The sequence below is a fragment of the Nonomuraea sp. NPDC046570 genome (genome assembly GCF_040645915.1).
Taxonomy (GTDB): Bacteria; Actinomycetota; Actinomycetes; order Streptosporangiales; family Streptosporangiaceae; genus Nonomuraea.
Window position 1 is genome coordinate 256285 of sequence record NZ_JBEYZF010000005.1, and the last position, 25757, is coordinate 282041.

At 71.9% G+C, this 25757-nt stretch carries 24 protein-coding genes; 10 read left to right on the top strand and 14 right to left on the bottom strand.

Features of this window, described 5'->3' with window-relative positions; translation table 11 throughout:
* The first annotated feature begins 24 nt into the window (after positions 1-24).
* The 3 genes from meaB (at position 25) to ABZ911_RS11345 (ending at position 4656) form a co-directional block, all read left to right on the top strand.
* Positions 25-984, top strand: a complete 960-nt coding sequence (meaB, locus tag ABZ911_RS11335) for a methylmalonyl Co-A mutase-associated GTPase MeaB (protein WP_358054400.1) — start codon at positions 25-27, stop codon at positions 982-984.
* 112 nt (positions 985-1096) lie between these two features.
* Positions 1097-3130, top strand: a complete 2034-nt coding sequence (locus ABZ911_RS11340; protein ID WP_358054401.1) for a CehA/McbA family metallohydrolase — start codon at positions 1097-1099, stop codon at positions 3128-3130.
* A gap of 101 nt (positions 3131-3231) precedes the next feature.
* Complete coding sequence (locus tag ABZ911_RS11345) at positions 3232-4656, top strand: phosphatase PAP2 family protein (RefSeq protein ID WP_358054402.1); 1425 nt, start codon at positions 3232-3234, stop codon at positions 4654-4656.
* On the opposite strand, the gene ABZ911_RS11350 is transcribed toward ABZ911_RS11345, so the two are convergent.
* Positions 4649-6412, bottom strand: coding sequence for a long-chain fatty acid--CoA ligase (locus ABZ911_RS11350; protein ID WP_358054403.1), 1764 nt, complete (start codon positions 6410-6412; stop codon positions 4649-4651). The two genes, ABZ911_RS11345 and ABZ911_RS11350, sit on opposite strands and share 8 nt — an antisense overlap.
* 307 nt (positions 6413-6719) lie before the next feature.
* On the opposite strand from ABZ911_RS11350, the gene ABZ911_RS11355 reads away from it, so the two are divergent.
* Both ABZ911_RS11355 and ABZ911_RS11360 read left to right on the top strand, forming a co-directional pair.
* Positions 6720-8297, top strand: a complete 1578-nt coding sequence (locus ABZ911_RS11355; RefSeq protein ID WP_358054404.1) for an ABC-F family ATP-binding cassette domain-containing protein — start codon at positions 6720-6722, stop codon at positions 8295-8297.
* 32 nt (positions 8298-8329) lie between these two features.
* The gene (locus ABZ911_RS11360; RefSeq protein ID WP_358054405.1) at positions 8330-9310 is read left to right on the top strand and encodes a hypothetical protein; all 981 of its coding nucleotides are present in this window, start codon (positions 8330-8332) and stop codon (positions 9308-9310) included.
* A 51-nt stretch (positions 9311-9361) separates the two neighbouring features.
* Here the strand turns inward: ABZ911_RS11360 and ABZ911_RS11365 are convergent, their stop codons facing one another.
* Positions 9362-9631: a zf-TFIIB domain-containing protein gene (locus ABZ911_RS11365; protein WP_358054504.1), complete on the bottom strand. Its 270-nt coding sequence runs from the start codon at positions 9629-9631 to the stop codon at positions 9362-9364.
* Positions 9632-9690: 59 nt separating this feature from the next.
* A complete protein-coding gene (locus ABZ911_RS11370; RefSeq protein WP_358054406.1) occupies positions 9691-10566 on the bottom strand; it encodes a phosphotransferase in 876 nt (291 codons plus the stop codon).
* A gap of 25 nt (positions 10567-10591) precedes the next feature.
* Between ABZ911_RS11370 and ABZ911_RS11375 the strand changes: the two genes are divergently transcribed.
* Positions 10592-11485 (top strand): TIGR03619 family F420-dependent LLM class oxidoreductase, encoded by an 894-nt coding sequence (locus tag ABZ911_RS11375; protein WP_358054407.1) that lies wholly within the window; start codon positions 10592-10594, stop codon positions 11483-11485.
* A 57-nt stretch (positions 11486-11542) separates the two neighbouring features.
* Here ABZ911_RS11375 and ABZ911_RS11380 read toward each other — a convergent pair whose 3' ends face one another.
* Positions 11543-12607, bottom strand: coding sequence for a serine hydrolase domain-containing protein (locus ABZ911_RS11380; RefSeq protein WP_358054408.1), 1065 nt, complete (start codon positions 12605-12607; stop codon positions 11543-11545).
* Between the two features lie 2 nt (positions 12608-12609).
* A complete protein-coding gene (gene murQ / locus ABZ911_RS11385) occupies positions 12610-13521 on the bottom strand; it encodes an N-acetylmuramic acid 6-phosphate etherase (RefSeq protein WP_358054409.1) in 912 nt (303 codons plus the stop codon).
* Positions 13522-13579: 58 nt separating this feature from the next.
* On the opposite strand from murQ, the gene ABZ911_RS11390 reads away from it, so the two are divergent.
* Entirely contained in the window at positions 13580-14698 is a 1119-nt protein-coding gene (locus ABZ911_RS11390; RefSeq protein ID WP_358054410.1) for a DUF1343 domain-containing protein, read from the top strand.
* Between the two features lie 2 nt (positions 14699-14700).
* Here ABZ911_RS11390 and ABZ911_RS11395 read toward each other — a convergent pair whose 3' ends face one another.
* The 8 genes from ABZ911_RS11395 to ABZ911_RS11430 form a co-directional block, all read right to left on the bottom strand.
* The gene (locus ABZ911_RS11395; protein WP_358054411.1) at positions 14701-15570 is read right to left on the bottom strand and encodes a GNAT family N-acetyltransferase; all 870 of its coding nucleotides are present in this window, start codon (positions 15568-15570) and stop codon (positions 14701-14703) included.
* A 4-nt stretch (positions 15571-15574) separates the two neighbouring features.
* On the bottom strand, positions 15575-16585 hold the full coding sequence (locus tag ABZ911_RS11400) for an ABC transporter ATP-binding protein (RefSeq protein ID WP_358054412.1): 1011 nt from the start codon (positions 16583-16585) through the stop codon (positions 15575-15577).
* A complete protein-coding gene (locus ABZ911_RS11405; protein ID WP_358054413.1) occupies positions 16582-17568 on the bottom strand; it encodes an ABC transporter ATP-binding protein in 987 nt (328 codons plus the stop codon). Before ABZ911_RS11405 ends, ABZ911_RS11400 begins: the two co-directional genes overlap by 4 nt.
* Before the next feature lie 2 nt (positions 17569-17570).
* Positions 17571-18467 (bottom strand): ABC transporter permease, encoded by an 897-nt coding sequence (locus ABZ911_RS11410; protein ID WP_358054414.1) that lies wholly within the window; start codon positions 18465-18467, stop codon positions 17571-17573.
* Positions 18464-19471: an ABC transporter permease gene (locus tag ABZ911_RS11415; RefSeq protein WP_358054415.1), complete on the bottom strand. Its 1008-nt coding sequence runs from the start codon at positions 19469-19471 to the stop codon at positions 18464-18466. Before ABZ911_RS11415 ends, ABZ911_RS11410 begins: the two co-directional genes overlap by 4 nt.
* 6 nt (positions 19472-19477) lie before the next feature.
* Positions 19478-21316, bottom strand: coding sequence for an ABC transporter substrate-binding protein (locus ABZ911_RS11420; protein WP_358054416.1), 1839 nt, complete (start codon positions 21314-21316; stop codon positions 19478-19480).
* A 129-nt stretch (positions 21317-21445) separates the two neighbouring features.
* Positions 21446-21676 carry a hypothetical protein gene (locus ABZ911_RS11425; protein WP_358054417.1) on the bottom strand — a complete coding sequence of 77 codons (231 nt, stop codon included), beginning with the start codon at positions 21674-21676 and terminating at the stop codon, positions 21446-21448.
* A gap of 40 nt (positions 21677-21716) precedes the next feature.
* A complete protein-coding gene (locus ABZ911_RS11430) occupies positions 21717-22532 on the bottom strand; it encodes an aminotransferase class IV (RefSeq protein WP_358054418.1) in 816 nt (271 codons plus the stop codon).
* Here ABZ911_RS11430 and ABZ911_RS11435 point away from each other — a divergent pair.
* A complete protein-coding gene (locus ABZ911_RS11435; RefSeq protein WP_358054419.1) occupies positions 22513-23046 on the top strand; it encodes a nitroreductase family protein in 534 nt (177 codons plus the stop codon). The two genes, ABZ911_RS11430 and ABZ911_RS11435, sit on opposite strands and share 20 nt — an antisense overlap.
* Here ABZ911_RS11435 and ABZ911_RS11440 read toward each other — a convergent pair.
* Positions 23004-24245 (bottom strand): M20 family metallopeptidase, encoded by a 1242-nt coding sequence (locus ABZ911_RS11440; protein WP_358054420.1) that lies wholly within the window; start codon positions 24243-24245, stop codon positions 23004-23006. The genes ABZ911_RS11435 and ABZ911_RS11440 overlap by 43 nt on opposite strands.
* A gap of 61 nt (positions 24246-24306) precedes the next feature.
* Between ABZ911_RS11440 and ABZ911_RS11445 the strand changes: the two genes are divergently transcribed.
* Positions 24307-25086: an HAD-IIA family hydrolase gene (locus ABZ911_RS11445; RefSeq protein ID WP_358054421.1), complete on the top strand. Its 780-nt coding sequence runs from the start codon at positions 24307-24309 to the stop codon at positions 25084-25086.
* 40 nt (positions 25087-25126) lie between these two features.
* A complete protein-coding gene (locus tag ABZ911_RS11450) occupies positions 25127-25756 on the top strand; it encodes a hypothetical protein (RefSeq protein ID WP_358054422.1) in 630 nt (209 codons plus the stop codon).
* Position 25757: the final 1 nt, after the last annotated feature.

Sequence of the window (25757 nt, forward strand, 5' to 3'; positions counted from 1 at the left end):
TGTGGTCGCGAGACAGGAGGCGGCGTGCGATCGGTCGAGGACTACGTCGGAGGGGTGCGAGCCGGGGAGCGGGCGTGGATCGCGCGGGCGATCACCCTGGTCGAGTCGACCCGGGCCGACCACGTCGAGCTGGCCCAGCGGGTGCTCGTCGAGCTCACCCCGCTGGCCGGCCGCTCCCGCAGGGTCGGCATCTCGGGCGTGCCCGGCGTCGGCAAGTCCACCTTCATCGACGCGCTCGGCACCCGCCTGACCGGCGAGGGGCACCGCGTCGCCGTCCTGGCCGTCGACCCCTCCTCCACCAGGACCGGCGGCAGCATCCTCGGCGACAAGACCCGCATGTCCCGCCTGGCCGTCGACCCGCACGCCTTCATCCGCCCCTCGCCCACCTCCGGCACCCTCGGCGGGGTCGCCCAGGCGACCAGGGAGGCGATGGTGGTGGTCGAGGCGGCCGGCTACGACATCGTGCTGGTGGAGACCGTCGGCGTCGGGCAGTCGGAGACGGCGGTCGCCGACATGGTCGACACGTTCGTGCTGCTCAGCCTGGCGCGCACCGGCGACCAGCTGCAGGGCATCAAGAAGGGCGTGCTGGAGTTGGCCGATGTGATCGCGGTCAACAAGGCCGACGGCGAGCACGAGCCCGCCGCCCGCAAGGCGGCCAGGGAGCTGGCCGGCGCGCTGCGCATGCTGCGCTCGGAGGGCAGGCCGCCGCCGGTGCTGACCTGCAGCGGCCAGACCGGCGACGGCCTCGGCGAGCTGTGGTCGCAGGTCGTCGCCCACCAGGAGCGGATCGACGTCGCGGCCAGGCGCCGGGGCCAGCAGGTGCAGTGGACCTGGACCCTGGTTCGCAACCGCCTGCTCGCGGCCCTGCGCGAGAATCCCGAGGTGGCCGCGATCACCGCCGAGGTGGAGCGCGAGGTGCTCGACGGCGCGCTCACCCCGGCCCTGGCGGCCGACCGGCTGCTGGCGGCGTTCAGGCTGCCCTGAGGACAACGATTGTCCGTAGCTGAAGGGCCCCATTGCATCAGAAGGTGAAAAATCATCACCTGTGACCTCGCGGCCGGCAGGCGGGGCGGATGGTGCGTGCCACGATGCGCGCATGTGCGACGATCAGATGGCGCCCGAGCCGGTCGCGGGGGCGCTGCGAGAGTACGGGAAGTTGCTCGCCGAGCACGGCATCACCTGGGGCGAGCCGGAGATCTTCTATGTGAAGCTGTTCGCGGTCCGCCGGGTGATGCCCCCGGAGCTGCGCGACCGCTTCTGGGCACTGGTCTTCCAGCGGCTGACCGAGCGCCATCCCGGGGCGACCGCGATGGAGCTGGGGGACCGGCTGGCCGAGCCCGACTACCACGAGGTGCTGCGCGACACCCTCGACGGCCGCCTGCCGGGGGCGATGGCGGCGCTCCGGCTCACCGAGGACGGGCCGCGCCTGGAGGGCGCGCCGCAGGCCGTACTCGAACCGGACGGCGCCCTGCCGCGCCTGGCGCTGCTGGTGGACTCCTCGCGGGCGGTCCCCGCCGTGGTGGAGGTCGAGGGGCGCCGGCGGGAGGTGCCCGCCGGCGGGGCGTGGCTGACGGAGGTGGCCCTCGACGGCAAGCTCGCCGTCGACGGTGAGCGGGTGTCCCTGGCGGGGCTGGGCAGGACGGTGCCGAGGTCCAGGGTCAGGCTGCGCGCGGGCTTCCCGTGCCGCTGGAGCGTGGTGGGCGCCGACGGCCGGGGCTGGTTCCCCGAGGGGGTGCCGCACAAGCACGACTACCACGGCGTGCCGTACTTCCACGGCGACGACCTGCTGGTCGACGTCCCCGCTGAGGCGCTGACCGTCACGGCCGCCAGGGGCATGGACTACGACCAGGCCCAGACCGCGATCCTGCCCGAGGCGGGCGTGGAGCACCTGGTACGGCTGGCGCCGCCCCGGCTGCGCGACCCGGCGGCCGACGGCTGGTACGGCGGCGACATGCACGTGCACCTGAACTGGGCGGGCGACATCGTGGCCGCCCCCGAGCTGGCCTCGGCCGTCCAGCACGGCGAGGACCTGCACGTGCTGAACCTGCTGGCCGGCAACGTCTCGGGCGCCCGCGTCTATGACCGCGAGGCGCTGGAGCACTGGGCGGACGCCGACCTGCCCTGGTCGGACGCCGCCCACCTGGCCAGGGTGGGCGTGGAGTACCGCAACGACCTGCTCGGCCACGTCTACGCCTTCGCCCCCTCGGCGCCCCCGGCCCGCTTCCACACCGGGTTCGCCGGCGACGCCGACTGGCCGCCGAACAGCGTGGGGCTGGAGGAGCTGCGCGGGCTCGGCGCGGTGCTCGGCTACAGCCACCCGTTCAGCGTGGACATGACCGACGACGACCCACCGGACGAGCTGTTCGAGGTGGTGGCGCGCAACTGCGCGGCCCGCGAGATCGTCGCCGACGCCGCGCTCGGCCTGGTCGACAGCCTCGACGTGCTCAACCACAGCTCGATCAGCGGCACCGCGCTCATTTACCGGCATCTGGTCGGCGCGGGCAACCGCCTGGCCGTCACCGCCGGTACCGACACGATGATCTCCTTCACCCGCCTGGACTCCCAGTCCAGCCCGCCGGGGTGGGCGCGCGTCTACGCCAAGGTGGACGGCCCGCTGACCGCCCGCGGCTTCGCCCAGGCCGTACGGCGGGGCCGGACGTTCGCCACCACCGGCCCCTGGCTGGAACTCGCCGTGAACGGCCAGGGTCCCGGCGCCGTCATCGACACCCGGCCCGGCGACCGGATCGAGATCACCGCCACGGTGACCGGCCCCGAGGTGTCGGAGCTGCGGCTGCGGACCGCCGACGGCGTGCTGCTGGCCACCGGGGACGGGCGGGCGAGCGCGGAGTTCGTCGCGGGCGAGCCCACCTACGTGCTCGCCGAGGCGCTGGGCGGGCCGCATCCGCGCACGATGACCGCGGAGAGCTTCGCGATGACCAGCCCGGTCTACGTGAACGTGGCGGGCCGGCCGGTGGCCAGGGAGGCCGACGTGCGCTTCTGCCTGGCCTGGCTCGACGGGCTGGAGGAGCTGATCAAGCGGCACGCCAGGTTGCGCACCCGCCGCCAGCTCGCCGACCACGTGGACGTGCTCGACCGCGCACGGGCCGTCTACCGGGAGCGGCTCGGCTGACCGCCGCCCTCGTGTGTGAGGGGAACCCACCCGGCGGAGGAATGGTGCGCAAGGGGCAGGTGGTCGCATATCAGGGGCGCTGATCGGGCAGTATCGCTCGTATGCGGCTGAGAGCACATCTGAACAGGCTGGACAAACGGCTGTTCGCCGCCGTGGCGGACGCGCACCTGCCGGGCCTCGAACGCGTGCTGCCCAAACTGTCGCGGGTGGCGGACAACGCGCTGCTGTGGGCGGGGGTGTCCGGCGCGTTCGCGCTGAGCGGGCGCAGGGACCTGCGCCGGGCCGCCACCAGAGGACTGCTCGCCATCAGCCTGGCCGGCCCGCTGGTCAACCTGGTCGGCAAGCAGTTCTTCGGCCGCAACCGCCCCGTCGCCGACACCCTGCCGCTGGGCAGGCTCCTCACCACCCCGCGTTCGCTGTCGTTCCCCTCGGGGCACTCGGCCAGCGCCGCCGCCTTCGCCGCCGCCGTCTCGCTGGAGGCGCCCGCCAGGTTCGCCGCGCCCGTCGCGCTGCTCGCCGCCGCCGTGTGCTTCTCCCGCGTCTACACCGGCGTGCACTACCCGGGCGACGTGCTCGCCGGGATCGCGATCGGCGTCGCGACCGGGCTGATGACCCGGCGCGTCTGGCCGGAGGCCACCGAGGCGGGCCGGGCCCGCGCCTCCACCACCGCGCCGCTCGCCGGGCTCGACCCCGGCGGCGAGGGCCTGGTCGCGGTCGTCGACCCCGGCACCGACCCGGCCGCCGACGCGCTGCGCGACGCCTTCCCGCGGGCGGAGGTCGTGGAGGCGGCCGCCGACCTGGGCGCGACCGTCCGCGAGGCGGTGGGCAGGGCCAAGGTGCTGGCCGTCGCGGGCGGCGACGGCACCGTCAACCGCGCCGCCCAGGAGGCGCTCGAACACGACCGGCCGCTGCTGGTCGTCCCGGCGGGCACGCTCAACCACTTCGCGGGCGAGCTCGGCATCGACGATCCCGCCGAGGCGGTGCGCGCCTACCGGTCCGGCGACCTGGTCGCGGTCGACGTCGGCGAGGTCGCGGGCCGGATCTTCGTGAACAACGCCAGCCTCGGCGTCTACCCGGCGCTGGTGGACCGCAGGGAGGCCAGGCAGCGGCGGATCGGCAAGTGGCCGGCGCTGCTGTGGGCGCTCGCCGAGGTGCTGGGGCCGGAGGCCAGGCCGCTCGACCTGGTCGTGGACGGCGTGCCGTACCGGGCGTGGCTGCTGTTCGTCGGCAACTGCCGTTACGAGTCGCGCGGCGCGGCGCCGGTGCGGCGCCGGCGCCTGGAGGACGGCGTGCTGGACATCCGGCTGCTCACCGCCGCGCGCCGGCTGCCGCGCCTGCGCGCGTTCGGCACGGTCCTGGCGAGCCGCCTCGGCGTCTCCCGCCACTACCGCCAGTGGCAGGCCGACACCCTGCGCGTCGCCACCCCTTCCGGCACGGTACGGCTGGCGCACGACGGCGAGACCTTCACCGCCACCGGGGACGTGGTCTTCACCAAGCGCCCCCGCGCCCTGCACGTGTTCAGATGATCGACCCCCGGTAGAAGGCGTCGAGGGTCTCGCGGTGGCGCTCCTCGACGACCTTGCGCTTCACCTTGAGGCTGGCCGTCAGCTCCCCGGTGTCCACGGCGAAGTCCGCGTCCAGCACCGCGAAGTCCTTGATCGTCTCGTAGCTGGCCAGCTCCGCGTTGACCTGCTTGACCGCCTTGAGGATCTCCTCGCGCATCCGCGGCTCCGCGCTGAGCGAGACGGCGTCGTCCGGCAGCCCCTCCGAGCGCGCCCACGGCCCGGCCACGTCCATGTCGAGGGTGACCAGCGCGGTGCAGAAGTTGCGCCGGTCGCCGTGCACGAACACGTGCGACAGGTACGGGCAGGCGGCCTTGATCCGGCCCTCGAGGTGGGTGGGCGCGACGTACTTGCCGCCGGAGGTCTTGATCAGCTCCTTCTTGCGGTCGGTGATCCGCACCCGCCCCCGGTCGTCGAGTTCGCCGATGTCGCCGGTGTGTAGCCAGCCGTCCGTCAGCGCGTTCGCGGTGTCCTCGGGCAGGCCGTGGTAGCCGCGCATGATGCCCCGGCCGCCGAGCAGGATCTCGCCGTCCTCGGCGATACGCACCTCCACTCCGGGCAGCGGCTGCCCGACGCTGCCGAAGGAGACCGCGCCGGGCCTGTTGAGCACGCTGCCCGCCGAGGACTCGGTCAGGCCGTAGCCCTCCAGGATGGTCAGGCCGGCCGCGTCGAAGAACTCCGCCATCTCCAGCGACAGCGGCGCCGAGCCGGAGATGAAGTAGCGGATCCGGCCGCCGAAGCGGGCGCGCAGCTTGGCGAAGACCAGGCGGTCGGCCAGGGCGTACTCGACCCGGGTGGTCAGCGGCAGGGAGACGCCGCGCTGGCGGGCCCGGCTCACCCGGAGGCCGGTGCGCTTGGCCCACTGGAAGATCCGCAGCTTGGCCCCGCCCTCGCGCTGCACGGTCCCGGCGACGGTGTTGTGGATCTTCTCGAAGATGCGCGGCGCGGCGGCCATGATGGTCGGCCTGAGCTCGCCCAGATTGTCGGCGATCTTGTCCAGGCGGCCGTCGATCGCGGTGGTCACGCCGAGGTCGATCATCGCGATCTCCAGCAGCTTGCCGAAGGAGTGCGACAGCGGCAGCCACAGGAAGTGCAGGTCGTCCTCGCGCAGCAGGCCGATCTCGCGGATCGCGTTCGCGGTGAACAGCCAGTTGTCGTGGGTCAGCTCCACGCCCTTGGGGCGGCCGGTGGTGCCCGAGGTGTAGATCAGCGTGGCCAGGTCGGCCGGGCCGATCGCGTCGACCATCGCGTCGTGGTCGCCTTCGCCGCGTACGTCGTCCAGCCTGAGCACCCAGCCGTCGTCGGAGGCCTGCCCGTCGATCACCAGGACGTGCCGGACGTCCTTGATCTGCTCGCGGACCGAGCGCAGCTTGGCCACCTGCTCGTCGTTCTCGGCGATGACGAGCGTGCTGCCGGAGTCGGCGATGACGAACGCGCACTCGGCGGCCGTGTTGGACGGGTAGACCGCGCTGGTCGCCGAGCCCGTGGAGAGCACCGCGAGGTCGGCCACGATCCACTCCAGGCGGGTGGAGCTGATCAGCGACACCCGGGTGTCGCGGCCCGCCCCCAGCTCGGCCAGGCCGAGCGCCAGGACGCGGACCCGCTCGCCGATCTCGCGCCAGGTGTACGACGTCCACCCGTTCTCCGTCGGCACCCGGTAGGCCTCGGCGTCGGGCGTCTGCCTGATTCTGTCGCGCAGCAGCGCGGGGATGCTGGACACGCCTGACCTCCGGGGGTGGGTGACACTTGGTGTGACTCTAAGACGAACTCCCTGCTCCAGGGAAGGGAGATCGTCCGGAGGTGGGGGGTTGCCGGGGAGGGTGGCGGTGAATATAGTGAGCCGGTCTTGTCGCCGACCCCATGGGGGCTGTCAGTGAGGTTCTGAGGTTGCGGGCACCGCGCCGTTCCGCCCTGTCCTGGGCACGTGCGCATGCTAACCGGCCTCAGTGAGCCTCTTTCGGCGCACGTCAGCGGTGTTTCCCGCAGAAGTCACGAATTTCGGGACCTATGTGACGGGAGCCGCCTTCATGTCATTTTCCATCGTCGTCGACCACGTGTCCTACGCCTGGCCCGACGGCACCGAAGTCATCAAGAACCTCGACGTCGCCTTCGGCGGCGGCCGTACCGGGCTGATCGGGGTCAACGGGTCGGGCAAGTCCACCCTGCTGCGGATCATCGCCGGTGAGCTCCGGCCGCGCACCGGCTCGGTCAGCGTGCTGGGGGAGGTCGGGTACCTGCCGCAGGATCTGCCGCTCGGCGCCGGCCGTACGGTCAGCGACCTGCTCGGGATCACCGCCACGCGGGCCGCCCTGCACGCCATCGAGGGCGGCGACGTCGCCGAGGAGCACTTCACCACGGTCGGCGACGACTGGGACGTCGAGGAGCGGGCGCGGGCCGAGCTGGACCGGCTCGGGCTCACGGACGTCGGCCTGGACCGCACGGTCGCCACGCTGTCCGGCGGCGAGAGCGTGATGGTCGGGCTGGCCGCGCTGTTCCTGCGGCGGCCCGACGTCATCCTGCTCGACGAGCCCACCAACAACCTCGACCTGGACGCCCGCCGCCGGCTGTACGCCGCGGTGTCGTCGTGGCCGGGCGTGATGGTGGTGGTCAGCCACGACCGGGAGCTGCTCGACCGGGTCGACCAGATCGCCGACCTGCGCGACGGCGAGGTGCGCGGCTACGGCGGCAACCTGAGCGCCTACGAGGAGGTCCTGGACGCCGAGCGGGAGGCCGCCGAGCGGATGGTGCGCTCCGCCGAGGGCGACGTGCGGCGCCAGCGCCGGGAACTGGTCGAGGCGCGCACCAAGCTCGATCGGCGGGTCCGCTACGGCGACAAGATGTACGCCACCAAGCGCGAACCGAAGATCGTCATGCAGGAGCGGAAGCGGCAGGCCCAGGTGTCGGCCGGCAAGCACCGCACCATGCACGAGGAGAAACTGGAGGAGGCGCGTGACCGGCTGACCGAGGCCGAGCAGGCCGTGCGCACGGACGCCGAGATCCGCGTCGACCTGCCGGAGACCGAGGTGCCCGCGGGCAGGACCGTCCTGACCTACCCGCTCCCGGCGGAGGCGGGCGAGTTCGTGGTGCGCGGGCCCGAGCGGATCGCGGTGCGCGGGCCGAACGGCTCCGGCAAGACGACGCTGCTGCGGCGGATCGCCGGTGAGCTGGAGTCGGCGGCCAGGGTACGGGTTCCGGTGCGGTACCTGCCGCAGCGGCTCGACGTGCTCGACGACGCGCTCAGCGTCCTGGACAACGTGCGCGCGCTCGCGCCCGCCGCCTCTGTCAACGAGGTGCGCGCCACGCTGGCCAGGTTCCTGTTCCGGGGGGCGAGGGTCGAGCAGCCGGTGGGCACGCTGTCCGGCGGCGAACGGTTCAGGGCGACGCTGGCGGCCCTGCTGTCGGCGCGGCCCGCGCCGCAGCTGCTCCTGCTCGACGAGCCGACCAACAACCTCGACCTGGCCAGTGTCCGCCAGCTCACCCAGGCGCTCAACGCCTACCGGGGGGCGCTCGTGGTGGTCAGCCACGACGAGCCGTTCCTGCGGGAGCTGGGCATCACCAGGTGGGGGCGGGTCGATCGGGACAGCGGGCTGACCGCATCAGATTGACGGGAAGGATCAACCGGGCGATAGTGTGGCAGATGGCTGTCCCCCGGTTGATTTCGTGCGCCCTGGCGCTGGCGACGCTCACGCTGAGCGGATGTACGACGACGCTCGATGTGCGCTCGGGCGGTCAGCCCGTCGCCACCGGAGTCGCGGGACCGGGCGCGTCCGCCGCCAGCCCCGCGCCCGTCGTCACGGCCGACCCCACACCCACGACGCTGACCGCCGACGCCTACGGCGAGCGGCTCGGGGCGCTGGCCGGCCCGGTGGGCAAGGCGCTCACCTCGGTGGGCGGCGCCCGTACGGTCAAGACGCTCGGCCAGCGGCTGGAGCGGGCCGAGGAGGCGCTGCGCGAGGCGGCCGTCGGGCTGGAGGTTCTCGCCCCGCCCCCGGAGGTCCAGGTCCAGCACGCCGCCTACGTCGCGGGCCTGCGCGAGCTGTCCGTCGAACTGGGCACCACCAGGGGCAAGCTGAGTGGACGCGAGGTCTGCACCGCCTCCGGCGTCTTCGACGACCTCGCGGGCCCGCTGAAGACGCTCGACGCGGCGGGGGAGACGCTCGAGCGGATGGGCGGCCACCCGGCCGACGTGGTCGCCGCCAAGGTCGGCGCGAAGCAGAACCGACGACTGCCGAACGGGCGGTTCATCCGCGGCGAACGGCGCAGCGGGCGCGGCTCACTGAAGATCCACAACGGCGACAAACGCGACTCGGTCGTCACCGTGATGCGCGGCGGCATCAAGGCGTTCTCGGTGTACGTGCGCAAGAAGTCGCGGTTCAAGGTCAGCGGCGTGCGCGACGGGAACTACCGCGTCTACTTCACCCACGGCGTGGACTGGGACGCCAGGGCCAAGGCGTTCACCAGGAACTGCCGCTTCGAGCGGTTCGAGGACACGGTGCGGTTCAAGACCACCTACACCGCCACCCAGGTGCGCTGGCACGACTGGCAGATCACCCTGCACAGCCTGGTCGGCGGCAACGCCCCGACCAAGGACGTGGACCCGTCGGAGTTCCCCGGCTGAGAACGCGCGGAAGGGCCACGACCTGGCGGGTCGTGGCCCTTTTCCATGGAATCAGGACGAGAACAGCATTCCCATGAAGCTGTCCTTACGCCGGTGGCCGTAGTGGTGGCCGCCGTGCGGAGCCCCCCAGGCGGGCGCGCCGTGCGCCGGCGGCGGCGGGGGAGCGGCGTGCTGGGTCGACGACCACTGCGACTCCATCCGGGTCAGCGTCTCCAGCTCGCCATAGTCCAGGAAGATCCCTCGGCAGTTCTCACACTGCTCGATGTGGACCCCGTTGCGCTCGTACGTCCGCATGTTGCCGCGGCACTTGGGGCACTGCATCAGGCTGATCTCCTTGCCCTTGGCTGTTTGCCTCAATCTAGAACCTACTGCGTGCGTCACTATGTCAGCCGATGGTGAAGGCCGACAATCCTGCCGCACGCCTCGATCAACGAATGCTCCACCTCGTCCAGTTCCCGGCCGTCCCGGTCGGCGTTGGCGACGGCGACGGCGGCCAGTTGCACGGTGAGCGCCCTGGCCGGCAGGTCGAGTCGCTCCCAGGGGTCGCCGGGGCCGAGCGCGGGCCCGCCGGAGGCCAGGTAGGCGCCCAGGAAGCGCTCCCAGACGGCCGGTTCCAGCAGCCCGGCGGCGAACCAGGCGGCGGGCCTGGCCAGGTCCCACGCGGGGTCGCCGGTGCCCAGGTCGTCGATGTCGATGAGCAGCCACTGCCCCCGGTGCACGAGCTGCCCGAGATGCCAGTCGCCGTGCGCCGGCAGCCCGGTGGCGTGACTGGGCGGCGCGGGCTCGGGCAACTCGGCGAAGGTGCGCCGGATCAGCCCCTGAACCGGCCCGTCGCCCGGCATGCGGGCCACCGCCCGCGCCACCCGCGCGGGCCCGGCGGCGGGCGGCAGAGGCGGCAGTATCGTCAGCGGTACGGCATGCAGCCGGGCCAGCAGCCGCGCCCCCTCCTCCCACGGCGCCGTCTCGGGCGCGTCGTGGGCGACGGGACGCCCCGCGGGCCACACGGTGACCAGCCGGTCGCCGACCACCTGCACCTCCGGGTCGAGCGGGGCCAGCAGCACGCCGGTCAGCGAGGCCGCGGCGGCGGCGCGTAACCGCAGGCGCAGCGGACGCTCCTCGTCGCGTGCCGAGTGCGCCTTGACGACGACCTCGCCGCGCCGCATCACCACCACGTCGGTTCTGGTCGGGTGCAGGACGGGGGAGCCCTGCCCGCCGTAGGCCGCGGCGACGCGTGCCAGCTCTTCCTGGAGATCCACGGGGCCAAGACTAGGCTCTGTTGGCATGAGGATGGGCTTCGCCGTACCCGTGTCAGGGCCTTGGGCCACCCGCGACAACCTGCGCGTGATCGCCACGCGGGCCGAGGAGCTCGGCTATCACGAGGTGTGGACCTTCCAGCGGCTGCTGTACCCGGTGGGGCACGCGATGGGGCCGACCTATCGCTCGGTGCTCGATCCCGTCGTCACGTTGTCCTACCTGGCGGGGCTGACCGGGAGGATCGGGCTGGGGGTGGCGGTGGTCAACGCCTTCGAGCCGCCGGTGCTGCTGGCCAAGCAGCTCGCCTCGCTGCAGCAGGTGTCCGGCGGGCGGGTGACGGCGGGTGTCGGCCTCGGCTGGCTGCCGGAGGAGTTCGAGGCGTCGGGGCTGGCCTTCGAGCGGCGCGGCAGGCGCGGCGAGGAGTTCGTCGAGCTGCTGCGCAAGTGCTGGACCGACGACGTGGTGGAGCACCGCGGCGAGTTCTACCAGGTGAGCGCCTCGCACCTGGATCCGAAGCCGGCGCCGGTGCCGCCGGTGCTGCTCGGCGGCGGGGCCGAGAAGGCGTTGCGCCGGGCGGGCCGGATCGCGGACGGCTGGGTGAGCGCGAGCCGCGAGGACCTGGCCGGCATCGACGAACAGATCTACATTGTAAAGGCGGCGGCCCGGGAGGCCGGGCGCGACCCCGAGGCGCTGCGGATGGTGTGCCGGGGCGTCACCCAGGTGCGCGACTCGACCGGCGGGCCGCCGCTGACCGGCACCTACGACAAGATCCGCCGCGACGTCGCGGCGCTGGCGGCGAAGGGTGTCACGGAGGTCTTCCACGACCTCAACTTCGACCAGGAGATCGTCACGGCCGCCCCGGAGGAGGCCCTCCAGCGGGCTCTGGAGGCGCTGGAGGAGCTGGCCCCCGGCAGGATGTGAGATCGGAAGGACCAAAGCCCCGCACACGCCCGGAGTGAGCCCGTGCGGGGCCGATTCCTACGTCGTCGCCAGGCGCAGGGCCTCGGCGGCGACGGCGTGGCGCAGCTCGCGGATGCCGGGGCGGCCGCGCAGCGGGTGGACCGCGTTGGTCAGCAGCACGACCGTCAGCCGCGTGGCCGGGTCGACGACCAGCGACGTGCCGGTGAACCCCGAGTGCCCGAAGGCGTCCCGCAGCGGCCCCACGATCGCCGGATCACCGATCCGTACCCCGAGCCCGTGCCGGAACGGCGCGCCCGAGCCCCCCTGGTCGCGCACCATCTCCGCCACCGTCTCCGGCCGCAGGACGGGCCCGCCCCCGGTGCGCAGCGCCTCACCGAAGCGCAGCACGTCGTCGGCGGTGGAGAAGAGGCCCGCATGCCCGGCCACACCGCCGAGGCCGTACGCGGTCTCGTCGTGCACCTCGCCGCGCACGGCGGCCGAGCCCGGCCGCTCGGGCTTGAACTCGGTCGCCGCGACACGCCCGGCGAGCGCGGCGGCGGGACGGTAGCAGGTGTCGGCCAGGCCGAGCCTCGCGGTCACCCGCTCGCGCACCAGCACGTCCAGCGGCGCCTGCCCGGCGAGCTCGGCGACCCTGCCCGCGGTGACCATGCCGACGTCGGAGTACAGGTAGTCCGCGCCGACCGGGGAGGTGGTCGGCGTGGTGAGCATCGCCCGCATCCTGGCGGCGAGCACGGACGGCCCCTCGCCGGGGATCTCCAGGTCCACCCGACGGGTGGGCTGCAGGCCCGCCGTGTGGGTGAGCAGGTGCTTGAGTGTGATGGCGGGGGAGTAGCCGGGCAGCCAGGCGGCGACGGGCGCGTCCAGGCTGAGACGGCCCTCCTCGGCCAGCGAGAGGACCACGGCGGTGGTGAACAGCTTGCTGATCGAGGCCAGGTCGAAGAGGGAGTCGCGGCGGGCGGCGGGCCGCTCGCCGAGCAGCCGTTCCCCCGCGTCGGCGTAGCGCTCCAGCTCGCCGGCCACGCCGGAGGCGGCGACCGCTCCGTCCACGGCGATCACGGCGACGGCGGCGGAGCAGACGGCGGGGACCGCCGCCGCGAGGATCTCGTCGAGCCTGCCGGACACGCTCAGCTCCCGTTCACCTGATCGAGCGCGTCGCCGAGCCGCTCCCCGTGCGACTCCAGCAGGGCCCTGGCGCCGTCGGCGTCGAGACCGTGCTCGATCATCAGCACGGCGGTCTTGGCCTGGCCCCCCGCGGCCTCCAGCGCCTCCTGGGCACGCTCCAGGCCCGCGCCGGTGATGCCGGCGACCATCCGCGCGGCCCGCCCGGCCAGCTTGGCGTTCATCGCCGACATCTCGATCATCTGGTTCCCATAGGTACGGCCCAGCTTGATCATCGAAATCGTGGAGATCATGTTCAGCACCAGCTTCTGGGCGGTGCCCGCCTTGAGCCTGGTCGAGCCGGTCACCACCTCGGGGCCGACGATCACCTCGATGCCGTGCCCCGCGGCCTCCGAGAGCGGGGTGTCGGCGTTGCAGGAGAGCCCGGCGGTCAGCGCGCCGCGTCGCGCGGCCTCGGTGACCGCGCCGATCACGAACGGCGCCCTGCCGCTGGCGGAGATGCCCACGACCGAGTCGAGCGGGCCGACCTCCAGGGCGGCGATGGCCGCGGCGCCGGCCTCGGAGTCGTCCTCGGCGCCCTCCACCGAGCGGGTGAGCGCGGGCGGCCCGCCGGCGATGATGCCCTGGACCAGCTCGGGGTCGGTGCCGAAGGTGGGCGGGCACTCGGAGGCGTCCAGGACGGCCAGGCGGCCCGAGGTGCCCGCGCCGACGTAGAGCAGCCGCCCGCCCGAGTCCATGCGGGCGGCGATGGCGTCGATGGCGGCGGAGATCTGCGGGATGGCCACGGCGACCGCGACCGGCACGGCCGCGTCGGCGGCGTTCATCAGGCGGGCGATCTGGGCGGTCGACAGCCGGTCGATCTGGCTGTAGCGCGGATCGCTCTGTTCCGTGGACAGCTCAGGTAGTGGATCAATCATGTCGCTAATTTCCGCCTTCGATTTCTCTTTTGCAAATTATCTTCAGACAATGGGGGACATGTCACACGTAAGAACTGGAGCGGAACGGCTTGCCGCCGACCCGGGGCTCCTCCCCGGCGACCGCGTCGGACTGATCTCCAACCCCACCGGCGTCCTGCCGGACCTGACACCCACCCTCGGCGCGCTGCGCGCCGCGGGAGTCCCGCTGACCGCGCTGTTCGGCCCCGAGCACGGGATGACCGGCACCGCCCAGGCCGGCTTCAGCGAGGGCGACCGCATCGACCCCGCCACCGGGTTGCCCGTCTTCGACACGCACTTCAAGGACGGCGAGGTCCTCGACGAGGTGGTGGCCGCCTCCGGCGTCGACACGCTGGTGTTCGACATCGCCGACATCGGCACCCGCTTCTACACCTACGTGTGGACGATGTACGACCTGCTCGCCTCCGCCGCCCGGCTCGGCCTGCGCTTCGTCGTGCTCGACCGGCCCAACCCGCTCGGCGGCCTGGTCACCGAGGGCCCGCTGCTCGACCCGGCGTTCGCCAGCTTCGTCGGCAGGGCGCCGATCCCCGTCAGGCACGGGTTGACGGCGGGGGAGCTGGCCTTGTTCGTCAACCGCTCGCTCGGCGCCGACCTGCGCGTGATCAAGGCCGAGGGCTGGCGCAGGGAGATGCGATTCGCCGAGACGGGACTGCCGTGGGTGATGCCCTCGGTCAACATGCCGACCCTGGACACCGCGCTCGTCTACCCGGGGACCGGCCTGTTCGAGGGCACCAACATGTCCGAGGGGCGGGGGACCACCAGGCCGTTCGAGCTGGTCGGCGCGCCGTACGTGGACGAGAGGTTCGCGCCCGCGCTGAACGCGCTCGGCCTGCCCGGTGTGCGCTTCCGGGAGACCTGGTTCACGCCGACCTTCCAGAAGCACGCCGGGACCGTGGTACGCGGGGTGCAACTGCACGTGCACGACCCGCTGGCCTTCCGCCCGGTGATGACCGGGCTGTCGATGATGCACACGGTCCGCACGCTCTATCCTGAGGACCTCGCCTGGTGGGGCCCCGACCTGTTCATGGACCACCTGTGGGGCTCCGACACGCTCACCCGGTGCCTGGACGCCGGCGAGGACCCGCGCACGCTGTGCCAGGAGCCCGCCCGACCCGAAGGCGAGCTCCTGTACGAGTGACCTCAACGCAGGTCGCGGCGGTAGAGCCAGAAGACCCGCTCGGCCCGCGCGCCCACGGCACGTGAGTAGAAGCGCAGTGGACCCACCCAGGCGATCTGCGCGCGGGCCAGCCCGGCGGCCCGCTGCTCGGCCAGGCAGCGGCGCAGCAGCACGCGGCCCAGGCCGAGCCCCTGGGCCGCGGGGGCGGTGCCCATCGGGCCGAACCACATCGGCCTGGCCCCCCAGGCGGCGAAGGCGAGGATCTCCCCGTCGCGCTCGGCGTAGTGCAGGCCCGCGGCGTTGACCGCCTCCCAGGCCCAGCGCTCGTTCCACTCCGCCTCGACGAACGCGGCCACCTTGTCGCGCTCGCCGGGGGCCGCCGCGCGCACGGTGACGCCCGCGGCGGCGAGCCGTACCAGGTCGTCTTCGACGGACAGGTCCGCGCCCAGGTCGGCGGTCATGTTCCAGGCGACGTGGTAGCGCTCGTAGCCGAGGCGCTCGGCCAGGCAGGCGGCGGCGGTGTAGCGCACGTCGATGCCCGGCCAGGCGTAGGTGGGCGGGTGGCCGGCGAAGCGCGCCTGGCTCACGCCCGCGGCGCGCAGCCACCCCTCGGCGGCGGCGACCAGGGCGCGCCCGTGCCCGCGCCCCTGCGCGTCCGGGTGTACGGCGAGCAGGTCCAGATACCCGACCGTCGGCTCGCGCTCCGACACCGAGGCCAGGACGAACCCGCCGCCCGTGGTGAACGCGGTCCAGCGGCGACCGGGTGGAGGGTCCATGAGCCGGGCCACCAGGGCGGGCGCCTCGGCGGAGTCGAGGGTGAGCGCGGCCTCGGCGATCGCGGCGAGCCGCGGCGTGTCCGCGGGGGTGGCCGGGACCGGCTGGATGTCCTCCATGGCGCTACTCCTGCCCGATCGGCTGCGCCACCACGCTGCGGCGCCGGGGGTGGATGCAGGCGTGCTCCTGCGGGATGCCCTCGGTCAGCTGGAGCAGCGGGCGCTTGGCCGTGCACGCGTCGGTGCGGAACGGGCAGCGCCGGGCGAACAGGCAGCCCTCGTCCTGCACGCTGTCGTCCAGCGTCTCGGTCGGCGTCACGGGATCGTCGCCCGGCCGCTCCAGGCCGTGCAGCACCGGGATGGCCGACAGCAGCGACTGGGTGTAGGGGTGCACGGGGTCGGCGATGATCGTGTCCACCGGCCCGCGCTCGACGACCTGGCCCCGGTAGATGACGTACAGCTCGCCGTCGTCGCCGATGTAGCGCGCGGTCGCCACGTCGTGGGTGATGAACAGCACGCTCACGCCGAGGCGTTCGCGCAGGTCCTTCAGCAGCCCCAGGATGCCGAGGCGGAGCGACACGTCGATCATGGAGGTGGCCTCGTCGGCGACGAGCATGTCCGGGTCGACGGTCAGCGCGCGGGCGATGACCACGCGCTGGCGCATGCCGCCCGACAGCTGGTGCGGGTAGCGCCCGAGCACCGAGCCGGCGTCCAGGCCGACCAGGTTCAGCACCTCGGCGGCCCGCTCCTCGATCCACGCCTTGGACCTGCCGGTCTGCTTGGCGCGCAGGGTGAGCGGCGCGTTCAGCGTCTGGTGCACGGTCCTGGTGGGGTTCAGCGCGGAGTACGGGTCCTGGTGGATCATCTGGATCCGCCGGAAGTGCGGCTGGCGGGCCTTCGGCTTGAGCGAGGACATCGCGGTGCCGTCGATGGAGATCTCGCCGCCGTCGTGCGCCTCCAGACCGGCGATGATCCGGCCCAGCGTGGTCTTGCCGCAGCCGGACTCGCCGATGAACGAGGCCGCCCCGCCCTTCGGGATGGCGAAGTCCACCCCGCGCAGCGCCTGGACCTCCCGGGCGGCCAGTACGCTGCCGCGCTGCTTGAAGGTCTTGGTGATGCCGGTCCCCGTGATCACGCGTGCTCCTTCACTGTCACCGCGTGGCAGGCCACGATCCTCGAGTCGTGGGCGACGGCCTCCGGGTCGACCGTGTCGCACACGTCCATCCGCAGCGCGCAGCGCTCCCTGAACACGCAGCCCTCCTTCGGCACCGTGGTCAGCGTCGGCGGGCGGCCCGGCAGGGCTTGGGCCTCGTCGATGTCGCCGAGGAGCCTGGGGATCGCCCGGATCAGGCCCTTGGTGTAGGGGTGGCTGGGGGCGCCGAGCACCTCCCTGGTCGGGCCCTGTTCGACGATGCGGCCGCCGTACATGACGGCGAGCCGGTCGGCGACCTCGGCGACCACGCCGATGTCGTGGGTGATGACCAGCGTGGTCAGGCCTCGCTCGGCGTGCACCTCGCGGACGATCTTCAGGATGTTCGCCTGGGTGATCATGTCGAGGGCGGTGGTCGGCTCGTCGAGCACGACCAGGTGGGCGTTGAGCACCAGCGCCAGCATGATGCCGACGCGCTGGCGCATGCCGCCCGACAGCTCGTGCTGGTGGGAGTCGAGCACCCGGGCGCCGTCCAGGCCCATCCGGCCGAGCAGTTCCTTGGCCTCCCTGACCAGGGCGGGCAGGTCCTCGACTTCGTGCGAGCGGCCCAGGTCGAGCAGCTGCTTGCCGACGGTCTTGAGCGGGTTGAGGGAGTTCTGCGCGGCCTGGAAGACGTAGCCGATGTGCGCGCCCCTGGCCTTGCGCAGGTCGTTGCCGCGCAGGCCGACGACATCCCCGAGGCCGTCGATCTGCACGGTGCCCTGGCTGATCCTGCCGGGCGGCTGCACGGCGTTGAGCAGTGACAGGGCGAGGGTGGACTTGCCGGAACCCGACTCGCCGACCACCCCCGTGATCGTTCCCGAGGCCAGCTCCAGGCTGACGTTCCTGACGGCGGGCAGTTCGCCCGCCGGTGTCTTGTAGACGACCGTGAGGCCGTCGATGCGCACTCCCGGCGCTTGCTGAGCCACTGTTACTCCTCCCGCAGCCGGGGGTTGAAGATCTCGTCCATCGCGTCGACGACCAGCACGATGCCCAGCGTCAGCAGCAGGATGGCCAGCAGCGGCGCCAGGAGGTAGCCCAGCGCGTACGGCTGGATCATCGCGCCCGCCTGGAACACCGCCAGGTTGAGCATCACGCCCCAGTTGTCCGACTCGTACGGCAGTACGCCGAGGAAGAACAGACCCACCTGGGAGTAGACGGCACCGGTGACCGAGATGAGGGTGTTCATCGCGATGTAGGGCGCCATGCTCGGCAGCAGCTCCTTGCCGATGATGTGCGTCGTCGGCAGGCCGAGCCCGCGCGCCGCCTCGATGAAGCCGCGCTCGCGCAGCGACAGCGTCTGCGCCCGTACGGCCCGCGCCACACCGCCCCAGCCGAGCAGCCCGAGCACCAGTCCCATCTGGACCGCGCTGCTGAACTTCCACACGGTGGCCAGCACCAGCAGCAGCGGCAGCCCGGGGATCGTCAGCTTCATGTCGGTGATCCGCATGAGCACGGCGTCCCAGCGGCCCCGCTTGAAGCCGGAGAACAGGCCGAGCGCGGTGCCGATGACGATGGTGATGACGGCGGTCACGGCGGCGCTGAGCAGCACGTACCGCGAGCCGGTGATGACCAGCGCGAGCACGTCGCGGCCCTGCGGGTCGGTGCCGAACCAGTGCGCCCAGCTCGGCGGCTGGGTGATGGCGTCGGGGTTGCCCGGCAACTGGTCCGGAAAGAACATCGGTCCGAACACGCCCATGAACGCGAACCCGGCGATGATGACGACTCCGGCCATGCGGCTGGGCTTGCGCTTCAGCACCCGCCAGACGCCGCTCCAGAAGTTGCGGCGCATGGTCGCGGTCGTGCTCTGCAGCACCACGGCGCTCATCGGGCTTCCTCCCCACTGCGCACCCGCGGGTCGATCACGGTGTAGAACAGGTCGGCCACGATGTTGGCGACGATCACCGCGGCGGTGATGAGCAGGAACGCGCCGCTCATCAGGCCGTAGTCACGCAACTGGATGCTGTCGATGAGCAACAGGCCGAGCCCCGGGTAGTTGAAGATCTTCTCGATGAAGACGGCGCCCCCCAGGAGCAGACCGAGCGAGAGCGCGAGGATCGTGAACAGCGGCAGGATCGCGTTGCGCGCGATGTAGCGGAAGATGATCGAGCGCTTCATCCCGCGCAGCTCGGCGGCCAGGATGAAGTCGTCGCCGAGTACGGTGACCACGCTCGACTTCATCGCCAGGATCCACCCGCCGTAGGCGGACAGCGCGTACGTCAGGACGGGCAGGACGGCGTGCTCCGCCAGGGAGCCGATGTATCCGGCGTTGAAGCCCGGCTCGAACAGGATGTCCACCGGGCTGTCCGGCGGCAGGATCGGGATCAGCGTCGCGAAGATCACGACCAGCAGCATCGCCAGGATGTACTGCGGGATGCCGTGCAGCAGCGAGCCGGAGATCGCCAGGGCGTCGCCGAGCTTGCCGGTGCGCTTGATCGCGGCGTACACGCCGAGGACCACGCCGACGAGGAAGCTCAGCAGGGTGCCGATCAGGACCGGCAGGAGGGTCCACTTGGTCGCCTCGGCGAGCACGCTGACCACCGTCTGGCCGGGCCGGGTCAGCGAGGTGCCGAGGTCGAGGGTGACCAGCCCGCCCATGTAGTCGAGGTACTGCTGCCACATGGAGCCGGACGGCATGAAGCCGTACATCACCTTGGTGGCCTGCAGGGCGGCCTCCGGCGACATGCCCTGCTCCAGCAGCTTCTCGTAGCGCGCGGCGACCGGGTCGCCGGGGATCGCGTTGACGATGAAGAAGCTGATGGTGGCGACCACGAGGATCATGACGAGCCCGCGGGCCAGGTGGCCCGCGAGTCGTCGTGCGATGACCGTCATCGGTGGTTACTGCTTCCTCTTGACCAGACCCTGCTGGATCCAGACGCCCGAGGGGAGGACGCCGGTTCCGAGGCGAAGGATCTCGTCGTCGTGGGGCCAGCCGGTGAAGCGGCTGTTGTTGACGAACTGGTTGTTGACGTAGTCCCAGAGCTGGATGACCGGCAGGTCCTGGTTGGCGGCCGTGGCCAGCTGGGCCATGATCGGCTTGGCCTCGTCGCCGCCGACCGAGTTCAGCTTGCCGGTGAGCTCACCGGGGTTGATCTTGGCGCCGTCGACCTCGACCTGCTCGGGGCTGCCCATCCAGTTGCCGTTCTTGCCGGCGGCGGAGTGCTTGACCTTGCCGCCGACGTTGGCCCAGCCGTTGCTGGCGCCGTACAGACGCTGGAAGATGTCGTACGGGGCGGGGCCGAGGGCGACCAGCCAGAAGCCCACGTCGTACTTGCCGGCCGCCAGTTCCTCCAGGTAGACCGGGTAGTCGGCGGTGGTCACGACCTCGGCGTCGATGCCGGCCTTGATCAGCTGGCTCTTGATGTTCTCCTGGGCCGACAGCCAGTCGGAGAAGCCGGCCGGCGCGTGCATGGAGACCTTCCACGGCGAGCCGTCGGCGAGCGTCCACTTGCCGTCCTTCTTGGACAGGCCCGCCTGCTTGAACTCGGCCTCGGCCTTGGCCGCGTCGACCGCGTACGGCTCCAGCTTCGGCAGCGTGTCCGGGATCCAGGCGTTCGCGGCCTTCTGGTGGATGCCGGTGGTGGTGACGGCCGGGATGCCGCCTTCGGGCGAGGCGACCTTGGTGACCTCGGCACGGTCGATCAGGTGGGCGAGGCCCCTGCGCACGTGCACGTTGTCGTACGGCTTCTTGCTCTGGTTGAAGGCCATGCTCACGGCCACCGGGGAGTAGCCCTTGATGACCTCGCTGCCCGGAGCCGCCTTGATGCGGTTCATCACGTCGGTCGGGGCGGCGACGAAGCCGGAGTGGTCGAGCTTGCCCTGGGTGAGGTAGTTCCAGATCTGCTCGTTGCCGGTGTAGTTGAGGAACTTCACCTGGTCGGGAGCGACGTTGGCGACGTTGAAGAAGTGCTTGTTCTTCACCAGGAGCGCCTCGCCGGGGTTGACCCGCTCCAGCACGAAGGGGCCGCCCGCGACGTCCTTGGCGGGGGCGAAGGCGATGACCTTCTGGCCCAGCGCGGTGATCTCCTCACGGGCCTTCTCGGCCTCGGGGCCGTCGCCGCGGGCGGTCTTGATGGTGTCCCAGATGGTGGCGGGCACCGCGGCGCTCCACACGTGCGCGGGCAGCACCGTGGTGTCGAGCACACCGCGCGCGAACTTGGGGCTGGGGTTGCTGGTGTCCTGCGAGATCTTGATCGTCTTCTCGTCGACGACGGTCACGTCGGCGGCGGCTCCGGCCGCGCCGGGGGTGACGGCGAAGGCGGTGCTGCCCTGCGTGTACGCCAGGGCGATCGACAGCTTGACGTCCTCGGCGGTGACCGGCTTGCCGTCCGACCACTTGGCGTTCGGCTGCAACTTCAGCGTGATCGAGGAGTTGTCCGGCGCGAGGTCCCAACTGGCCGCCATACCGGGCAGGCCCTTGTTGGGGTCGGTCAGGTGGTTGACCACCCAGCCGATCTTCATCGTCGTGTACCCCGGGAAGGCGTTCCCCTTGGGGTTGTACGGGTTGGCCGGGGCCGCCGGATCGATGCCCGGCCGGTTCACGTCGATCGTGGTGAACAGGCCGCCACCGCCACCGCCACCGCCGGAGGCGGTCTTGTCGGTGTTGCCGGTGCTGCTGCTGCACGCCGTGGCAGTGGCGAGACCGAGCACGGCCACTACAGCTGCTAGTCGCTTCATAAACCGCTCCGTGGGGGGCTTCTCAAATGGTCCGGATGGATCGGGGGTTGTCCGGACCCTATGAGCACGCCCAAGCTTCGTCAATAATCTCCAGAGGTTGTGAGGCTAATGTAACTTTCCTTCATCGCCTCACATGTGGCGCTCAGCGCCTTCCTCCATGAGCAGGACAGCGGCACCCTTGACCTGGCCATGCGCGAGATCGGCCAGGGCCCGTTCCGCCGCGCCGAACGGGTAGGGAGTGATCGTCACCTCCGGGGGACGCGCGATCGCCAGGTCCAGATCGGCCCGTCCGCCGGTCCGCGTGTTCGCGGTGACGCTGCGCACGGTGCGCTCCTGGAACAGGTGGCGCTGGTAGTCCATTGAGGGTATGTCGCCGAGACGGATGCCCGTGATGCGCGTATCAGACCTGCTCCCACGGCGTGCTCTCATAGCAGTCGATCAGGCGGCGCACGGCCCGCTCGTCCACCCGCAGCGTCACGCCGTCGACCCGGCCGACCGGCACCACGCCGTGCGAGTTGGTGAGGAACACCACCTCGAACCCCCGCAGATCCTTCAGCACCCTGTGCTCGTACGGCACGCCCGCCCGGTCCAGCCCCTCCTCCATGAGCGCCATGGTGATGCCGCGCAACATGGGCGCCTCCGGCCAGATCACCCGCGTCCCGTCGAAGCAGCCCACGTTGGTGATCGAGCCCTCCGAGATCCTGCCGTCCCCGGCGGTGAACAGCACCTCGTCGTACCCCTCGGCCGCGGCGCGGAGGCCCAGGTAGGCCTGCGGGAAGCCGCCGGTGTGCTTGATGTGCGGCAGGAAGCGCTGGTACATCTCCGTCCTGACGTTCCGCGGCGTCTTCGCGACGTCCTTCGGCGGGCGCGCCGTGGTGAGCACGCACGCCTGGGTGAGGTACACCCGGACGCTCGCGTCGGCGGCGCCCGCCAGGACCGTCCTGATCGAGTCGAGGACCAGGTCGCGGTCGAGTTCGCGCCCGAACAGCTCCTTGTCGGCCGTGGTCAGCCGGTCGAGGTGCAGGGCCAGGCCGCGCACCCGGCCGCCGCGGGCCTGGACGGCGGTGAAGTGCCCGTACCGGGCGTCGGTGACCAGGTGCACGTCCGCGGCCGTGGCGGGCCTGCCGTCGATCAGCGTGCGTTCGATGTCGATCAGCTCCTTCGGCGGTGGTACCCACCAGCCTAGGGACGGCCGTGTGCTAGACCTCGATGCCATGCGCGAGATGCTGGACACCCTCGCCGGGCTCAGGGCGACCCGGTGGTTCACCCCCGACCCGGTGCCGGACGAGAGCCTGACGGCGATCCTGGAGGCCGCCCGCTGGACCGGCTCGGCCCGCAACCGGCAGCCGTGGCGCTTCGCGGTGGTCCGCGAGCGCGGGCTGCTGCGCGAGCTGAGCCGGCTCGGCGCCTACGCGGGCCACCTGGCCGGGGCTCCGCTGGCGATCCTGCTCGCGGTGGACGGGACGCTGAGCCGGGAGGACGCCGAGTTCGACGCGGGGCGGGCGGCGCAGACCATCATGCTCGCCGCGCACGCCCTCGGCCTCGGAAGCTGCCCCGCCTCCTTCTTCCCCTCGGCCAACGCCGACGAGGCCCGGCGGCTCGCGGGACTCGCGCCGCCGTGGCGGGTCCGCACGGCCATCTCCCTGGGCCGTGCGGCGCCGGTCCCGCCGGGCAGGCCGGCCATCCCTCAGGGCAGGCTGCCGCTCGGGGACGTCGTCATCGAGGTGTAGTCCGGCGTGCGGGCCGCCAGGCGCGACAGCGCGAGCGAGGCGTACAGGGCGGCGCCGTCCGGCAGCACGGAGTCGTCGAAGCGCGCCTCGGGGGAGTGGTTGTAGGGCGCGGTGACCGGGTCGAGGTCCGGCGGGCAGGCGCCGAGGAAGACGAACGCGCCCGGCACCCGCTCCAGCACGTAGGAGAAGTCCTCCGAGCCCATCACCGGCTGCGGCGCGACGAAGAACCGGCCCGCGCCGAACAGCTCGTCGATCCGCGCGCCCGCGAAGGCCGCCTCGTCGCCGTCGTTGACCGTCACCGGGTACCCCGTCCCGAAGGACGCCTCCACCTCCAGGCCGTGCGCGGCCGCGATGCCCTGGACGAGGGCGACCACCCGCTCCTTGACCCGCGACCTGGTCGACTCGCTGAACGTCCTGATCGTCGCCTCGAAGTGCGCGTCGTCCGGGATGATGTTGTCGGCGGTCCCCGCGTGGAAGCTGCCCACCGTGATCACGACCGGGTCGAAGACGTCGAAGGCGCGGGTGACGAGGTTCTGTAGCGCGGTGACCATCTCGCAGGCCGCCGGGATCGGGTCCAGCGCCCGGTGCGGCGTCGAGCCGTGCCCGCCGCGCCCCTTCACCGTGACCAGGAACATGTCGGCCGCCGCCATGATCGGGCCGCCGCGGGAGAAGAAATGGCCGGGCGGCACCATCGCGGAGACCACGTGCATGCCGTACGCCGCCACCTCCCGCTCGCCCGCGGCCTCCAGCACGCCCTCGCCGATCATGTGCTTGGCGCCGTCGAACCCCTCCTCGCCCGGCTGGAACATGAACACCACGTCCCCCGCCAGCTCCTGCCGGCGCGCGGCCAGCAGGTGCGCGGCCCCCGCCAGCATCGCGGTGTGCAGGTCGTGCCCGCACGCGTGCATCGACCCGGCGTGCCGGGAGATGTACGGCAGCGCGTTGCGCTCGGTGACCGGCAGCGCGTCCATGTCCCCCCGCAGCAGCACGGCCGGGCCCTTCGTACCGCCCCGCAGCACCGCCGTGACCGAGCTGAGCGAGTCGCCCGTGCTGATCTCCAGCGGCAGCCCGTCGAGCGCCGCCAGCACCTTCTCCTGCGTGACCGGCAGGTGCAGGCCGATCTCCGGTGTGCTGTGCAACGAGTGCCTGAGGCGGACGAGGTCGTCCCGCATGTCCTGCGCGGATTCGAGAAGCTCCATGAAGGACATTCTTCGCATGCCGCTGACCTGGTGGACAAGTAGGCATTTGTAGGATGAAGCGGTGACAGAGCGTAAGGTGATCGAAACCTGGTTGTCGGACATGGACGGCGTCCTCGTCCACGAGGGTATGCCGGTGCCCGGGGCCGACGCGTTCGTCCGGCGCCTGCGCGACTCGGGCAAGAACTTCAGGGTGCTCACCAACAACTCCATCTACACCCCGCGCGACCTCGCCGTACGGCTGCGCGCGGCGGGCCTGGAGGTGCCGTCCGACTCGATCTGGACCTCCGCCATGTCCACCGCCCAGTTCCTCGACGACCAGCGGCCGGGCGGCTCGGCGTACGTGCTCGGCGAGGCGGGCCTGACCACTGCCCTGCACGAGGCGGGCTACATCCTGACCGACCTGCAGCCCGACTACGTGGTGCTCGGCGAGACCCGGACCTACAGCTTCACGCAGGTGACCAAGGCCATCAGGCTCATCGAGGGCGGCGCCCGCTTCATCGCCACCAACCCCGACCCCGTCGGGCCGTCCACCGAGGGGTCGCTGCCCGCCTGCGGGGCGGTCGCCGCGATGATCTCCAAGGCGACCGGCGTCGAGCCGTACTTCGTCGGCAAGCCCAACCCCATGATGATGCGCCGCGCGCTCAACGCCATCGAGGGTCACAGCGAGACCACCGCCATGATCGGCGACCGGATGGACACCGACATCGTCGCCGGAATGGAGGCCGGGCTCTACACGATCCTCGTGCTGACCGGCGTGACCCGCCGCGACCAGATCGACCGCTTCCCCTACCGCCCGTCCCTGATCGTGGAGTCGGTGGCCGACCTCCTCGACCTCGTGTAGCTGACGGCGGGTGTCAGGTATGGCTGCGAGGCTGGCTCTCATGAACCGCATCTACCTGGAGCTCGGCCCGAAGAAGGTCTTCGCCTGCTCGCTGGACTGGCCCGGCTGGTGCCGCGTCGACAAGTCCGAGGAACTCGCGATCGGCAGGCTGATGGACTACGCGCCCCGGTACCGGGTGGTGGCCTCGCGGGCCGGGCTGGACTTCGAGCCGGGGGACCCGGTGGTGGTGGAACGGGTGAAGGGCGGCCCGACCACCGACTTCGGCGCCCCCGAGGCGATGCCGCTCGCCGACACCGCACCGATGACCGCCGAGACCGCCCGCCGCGACGTCGCCCTGCTGGAGGCCGCCTGGGCGCTGTTCGACGAGACTGCGGCGGCCAGTCCCGAGGAACTGCGCAAGGGGCCCCGGGGCGGTGGGCGCGACCGCACCAAGATGGTGAACCACGTCCACGAGGCGGAACGCTCCTACGCCCGCAAGCTGGGCGTCCGCCACCCGCCGTACGAGTCGGCCGCCGACCGCGACGCGATGCGCGCCGAGCTCGCCGCGATCCTGTCCAGGCCCTGGTCGGGCCAGGTCGGCAAGGGCGAATGGGCTCCCCGCTACGCCACCAGACGCCTCACCTGGCACGTCCTCGACCACTTGTGGGAGATGCAGGACAAGCGGCCATGAC

Bases quoted from the DNA above. Each gene is read 5' to 3' on its own strand.
- ABZ911_RS11355 (WP_358054404.1), top strand. From the start codon at position 6,720: ATGTCATTTTCCATCGTCGTCGACCACGTGTCCTACGCCTGGCCCGAC.
- ABZ911_RS11375 (WP_358054407.1), top strand. From the start codon at position 10,592: ATGAGGATGGGCTTCGCCGTACCCGTGTCAGGGCCTTGGGCCACCCGC.
- ABZ911_RS11440 (WP_358054420.1), bottom strand. From the start codon at position 24,245: ATGGAGCTTCTCGAATCCGCGCAGGACATGCGGGACGACCTCGTCCGC.
- ABZ911_RS11345 (WP_358054402.1), top strand. From the start codon at position 3,232: ATGCGGCTGAGAGCACATCTGAACAGGCTGGACAAACGGCTGTTCGCC.
- ABZ911_RS11415 (WP_358054415.1), bottom strand. From the start codon at position 19,471: ATGACGGTCATCGCACGACGACTCGCGGGCCACCTGGCCCGCGGGCTC.
- ABZ911_RS11360 (WP_358054405.1), top strand. From the start codon at position 8,330: ATGGCTGTCCCCCGGTTGATTTCGTGCGCCCTGGCGCTGGCGACGCTC.
- ABZ911_RS11340 (WP_358054401.1), top strand. From the start codon at position 1,097: ATGTGCGACGATCAGATGGCGCCCGAGCCGGTCGCGGGGGCGCTGCGA.
- ABZ911_RS11420 (WP_358054416.1), bottom strand. From the start codon at position 21,316: ATGAAGCGACTAGCAGCTGTAGTGGCCGTGCTCGGTCTCGCCACTGCC.
- ABZ911_RS11450 (WP_358054422.1), top strand. From the start codon at position 25,127: ATGAACCGCATCTACCTGGAGCTCGGCCCGAAGAAGGTCTTCGCCTGC.
- ABZ911_RS11430 (WP_358054418.1), bottom strand. From the start codon at position 22,532: ATGGCATCGAGGTCTAGCACACGGCCGTCCCTAGGCTGGTGGGTACCA.
- murQ (WP_358054409.1), bottom strand. From the start codon at position 13,521: ATGATTGATCCACTACCTGAGCTGTCCACGGAACAGAGCGATCCGCGC.
- ABZ911_RS11365 (WP_358054504.1), bottom strand. From the start codon at position 9,631: ATGCAGTGCCCCAAGTGCCGCGGCAACATGCGGACGTACGAGCGCAAC.
- ABZ911_RS11395 (WP_358054411.1), bottom strand. From the start codon at position 15,570: ATGGAGGACATCCAGCCGGTCCCGGCCACCCCCGCGGACACGCCGCGG.
- ABZ911_RS11410 (WP_358054414.1), bottom strand. From the start codon at position 18,467: ATGAGCGCCGTGGTGCTGCAGAGCACGACCGCGACCATGCGCCGCAAC.
- ABZ911_RS11425 (WP_358054417.1), bottom strand. From the start codon at position 21,676: ATGGACTACCAGCGCCACCTGTTCCAGGAGCGCACCGTGCGCAGCGTC.
- ABZ911_RS11390 (WP_358054410.1), top strand. From the start codon at position 13,580: ATGTCACACGTAAGAACTGGAGCGGAACGGCTTGCCGCCGACCCGGGG.